The sequence below is a fragment of the Dictyobacter formicarum genome, from assembly GCF_016587435.1.
This window is the reverse complement of the sequence record NZ_BNJJ01000061.1, coordinates 1-3539: the sequence shown is the minus strand read 5'-3', so window position 1 is coordinate 3539 and position 3539 is coordinate 1. Positions and strand designations below refer to the sequence as shown.

Sequence of the window (3539 nt, the reverse complement as noted above, 5' to 3'; positions counted from 1 at the left end):
CATCCTGAACAAAACGCGTATGTCGAGCGGTTTCATCGCACACTCAAGCAAGAATGTCTGCAGGTCGAACGTCCCAGCACAGCTGGGCAGACCCAGCAAGCTCTCACCACCTTTGAGACCTTCTACAATCACGAGCGCCCGCACCAGGGACGCGCTCTGCTGGATCGGCCTCCAGCAGAGCGCTTGCGCGAAACATCCTCTTTACCAGCCTTGCCGACTGCGGTAGACCCCTTGGCCTGGCTGCACCATGAACCACAACAGGTCTTCCGTCGTCGCGTGGATGCCGCTGGACGGATCAAGTTAGACCTGAAGCGGTATTATGTGGGGAAGGCATGGCGCGGACAACTCATCACGGTCCATCTGAATGCAGCGGAAGCGACATTGGTTTTGTGGGGCGAGGGGCAGATCCTCAAAGTACTGCCCGTGCCTGCTTGGTCAAAAGGCGCGCTCCGTTTGCGGAGTATGTGCAACAGATCCAAGAACAGGCGCGAGCCGAACATCGTCTTCGATCTTTGCAAGAGCGGCGACAGCGGGTTCGCGCGCTTAGCTCATCCTGAAAGGGCAGGGACACAAGGTGCTCGATCTGACCGGGAGACGAGGGACCAACTGCATACAGCCTATCCCAAGGCTGTTGCCAACTTGAAAGCCGCTGGAGTCCTGCCTGAACATGTGGCATTGCGGCAGGTGAAATACCTCAACAATCTGATCGAACAAGACCATCGGTTCATCAAACGGCTGACCAAGCCAGGGATGGGCTTTTTCTCGTTCGAGACGGCCTGGCGAACACTCCAAGGCTTCGAGATGATGAACATGCTGCGGAAAGGACAATTCCAAGGCGTGGCCAAAGGGGATGTGGGAGGGCAGGTCGCACTGATCGCCAAGCTCTTTGGAGCGGTGGCCTAAGAACAGTGAAGAGGGTCGCTCACGTTCCATTTTTTTCTTCCTCGTTTTATAGGATAGACACACAGCGCCTTAACCTGTTTTCATGTCAGGTTTCTGTGTGTCTTCCTCCGAACCGGACGGACCAATTTCTTGGTATCCGACTCTCCAGCCATTGCCAAGAATATTCTTGGTGCTCAGAGCATCCCATTGGCTCATTTGCATTACGCATGCCGTTGTTGGCTTTCAACTCAATGGCCTGCTTCCCTTCGCCATGTAAGAGGCGTTATCTCTCTCAGACTACTATAGAAGCTCTGGCACCATATCAGGTTTCCCTGACGTAGGTGCTCTCCGTTTAGCGCTTTTTCCACGTTCGATTGGTTTAGGCTCCTGTTCGTTTCTTTCACACACTTCTTGTGCGCTCAGAGGTGTTAGAGAGTCCAGGTGTCGTTGCAAATAACCCCTGGAAGCATCCTCTGTGGACGTTTCAATCAGCCTTCGTCCACCCCGGTTGTTAAGGCCAAGAAACGAGGTTTCAAGCAGTGTAGCTTTGGCCATGCCAATCCTTGGTCTTGCATCACGTCCTGTACACTGATTTTCAGAACTGACGCTTTGCGAGCATGCTCTGTTCCCATGTAACGTTTCCATCTCCGGTAAGCTCGTTGACCACGCGGGTTCTCTCTACCCGCCACTTCCTCAGAAGCGATGTAAAAAAACGCCTTTTACGGACGCACTGCAACACTACCTATCTGCCTACCCACAGAGACCAGCAACCTGCTCGGTTGCCTTCTCATATACTGTCCATTGTCCAAAACCCTCCTGTTTCCAATGCGTCTGTACCCACTGAAGTTTCTTCTCGACAATATATTCACTAATAACACCACCGAGATACTGCCGCACTCGCTCATCGCGCCATAACCCACCCAGATCTTTATCCTCTTCGCGCTGTGGCCTCGTGAGGAGCAAGCGGTTTGTTTCTAACCTTTGCATTCTTCCCTCTTTCGCTGCATCTCTGTTTTCCGTGCTTTCGGGCCTTCGTTGCCACTCGACAAGCGATTCACAATGATGGTTACTTATTCAATCTCAACAAAAGCCCTGTGGCAGATCTTTTACAAAATGCCACAGGGCAGGAGTACAACTGGCTTCCATTATCGGATGCAATTCCTCGTGGCAGATTGCATTTCCAACTTCCTGGCCTTCTTGCTACGACGCGATCGCGACCGGGCGAATGGGTGAACCTGTTCCTCCTTGAATTTTGAGGGCAGGCACACAAAAAGAAATTCGTGCCGCTGATCTCGTGCCAGATCCTCCAGAAAGACATTTTCCAGAATATGGATACCATGACGCACAAGCAAAATAATATGGCCCGGCAGCGTCACATGAAGTTCGGGATCAACTTCGTTTAAGACATCCCATGCAACATTATCCGCGCCAACCGCTCTGACCTTCTGATCGGCCAGCCACTGCGAGGCATCACCACGAACGCCCGCACTCGCCAGATAGACCTCTGGATCTTTCCAGCGTGCACCATTGCCGGTACGAACCAGCACAACATCGCCTTCGCGAATAGTGACCTCCTGCTGACTGGCTGTCGCTTCAAGATCAGCGCGCGTCACATGCTGATCAGACGCGATGGCATCAACGCCCCGGTACTTCGCCACATCCAGTAACACGCCCCGGCACACGATTGGTGCGATCGTATCGACCCCATTTCGGTAAATCCGGTCGAGGTCTGCACATGGGAGTTTACCTCACGTCCACCATAGAGTCTCAGATTCTCGGCCTGATGGGTGAGGGCATCAATATGGGTCCCGGCGTGCTCAGCCATGTAAATATAGCCCGAGGCTCCTGTACGCGCCTCACCCAGCCCTGGCTCATGACGGCGATGCAACGTATAGACAAAGCCTGGTGCATGTGAAGGAAGGATCGGAGCTCCAAAATACCGTGGTTGCTCAAGATCATAAACCTGCGCATTCAATGCGCTTTGTATTAAAGAATCCATAAAGACACATCCTTTCACAATAATATTACTTCATTCCATAAGATATCTCCAGTGATTCTGCATAGTGGACAGGGCTTTCCAGTTCTAGAAAAAGAGGTGAAAAAGAAGAGTTTTCCTTGTAGAATACAAAAACTCACCCTAAAGGAAAACTCTACATGGACTATACCACATGGACGATCACGACGAGAACAGAACCAGAGCCAGCACTGGTTCCCAGCACCACTCTCTACCAAACATTGCAAGCGCTCTCAGATCCAAGGCGCAAACAAGGGAAACGATACGAATTGGCAGTCATCCTCTCTCTGCTCGTGCTTGCCAAACTGGCGGGCAAAAGACCCTGAGTGGAGCAACGGATTGGGTTCGCCATCATCGAGTGGAGTTGGCCCAGCGCTTTGGACTGCGCCGAGAACAGATGCCGTGCCAGATGACCTACTGCAATGTACTGGCAAAGGTGGATGGTCAGCACCTCGACGAGCTCCTCTCGGCGTTCTTTATCCGCTGGGAAGCCCAAAGCCGCTGCGGAGATGAACCAAGTCGCTTACACACGCCACAGGTTCAGCTCGATCATGCGCATCTGGCCATTGATGGCAAAACCCTCAGGGCGATTACGACCGAGCCCCATCCTGTTCATCAACTCAGTTGTTACGATGTGGTGACG

General features: G+C 52.6%; 5 protein-coding genes and 1 pseudogene. 3 read left to right on the top strand and 3 right to left on the bottom strand.

Annotated elements, in window-relative coordinates; all coding sequences use genetic code 11:
- A partial coding sequence (locus JMI88_RS39170) for a DDE-type integrase/transposase/recombinase (protein ID WP_201367519.1) occupies positions 1–903 on the top strand: 903 nt, incomplete at its 5' end.
- Between the two features lie 729 nt (positions 904–1632).
- On the opposite strand, the gene JMI88_RS39165 is transcribed toward JMI88_RS39170, so the two are convergent.
- From JMI88_RS39165 to JMI88_RS39155, 3 genes are all read right to left on the bottom strand, one after another.
- Complete coding sequence (locus JMI88_RS39165) at positions 1633–1869, bottom strand: GNAT family N-acetyltransferase (RefSeq protein ID WP_201367518.1); 237 nt, start codon at positions 1867–1869, stop codon at positions 1633–1635.
- A 158-nt stretch (positions 1870–2027) separates the two neighbouring features.
- Entirely contained in the window at positions 2028–2540 is a 513-nt protein-coding gene (locus JMI88_RS39160; protein ID WP_236023266.1) for a cyclase family protein, read from the bottom strand.
- Positions 2492–2881, bottom strand: a complete 390-nt coding sequence (locus JMI88_RS39155; RefSeq protein WP_201367516.1) for a cyclase family protein — start codon at positions 2879–2881, stop codon at positions 2492–2494. Before JMI88_RS39155 ends, JMI88_RS39160 begins: the two co-directional genes overlap by 49 nt.
- A 155-nt stretch (positions 2882–3036) precedes the next feature.
- Here JMI88_RS39155 and JMI88_RS39150 point away from each other — a divergent pair, with 155 nt between their 5' ends.
- Together JMI88_RS39150 and JMI88_RS39145 are read left to right on the top strand one after the other, a co-directional pair.
- Positions 3037–3222, top strand: coding sequence for a hypothetical protein (locus tag JMI88_RS39150; protein ID WP_201367515.1), 186 nt, complete (start codon positions 3037–3039; stop codon positions 3220–3222).
- Between the two features lie 38 nt (positions 3223–3260).
- Positions 3261–3539: pseudogene (locus JMI88_RS39145) on the top strand (hypothetical protein); the annotation flags it as partial.

Coding starts and splice junctions, on each gene's coding strand:
- JMI88_RS39165 (WP_201367518.1), bottom strand. CDS start 1,869: ATGCAAAGGTTAGAAACAAACCGCTTGCTCCTCACGAGGCCACAGCGC.
- JMI88_RS39155 (WP_201367516.1), bottom strand. CDS start 2,881: ATGGATTCTTTAATACAAAGCGCATTGAATGCGCAGGTTTATGATCTT.
- JMI88_RS39150 (WP_201367515.1), top strand. CDS start 3,037: ATGGACTATACCACATGGACGATCACGACGAGAACAGAACCAGAGCCA.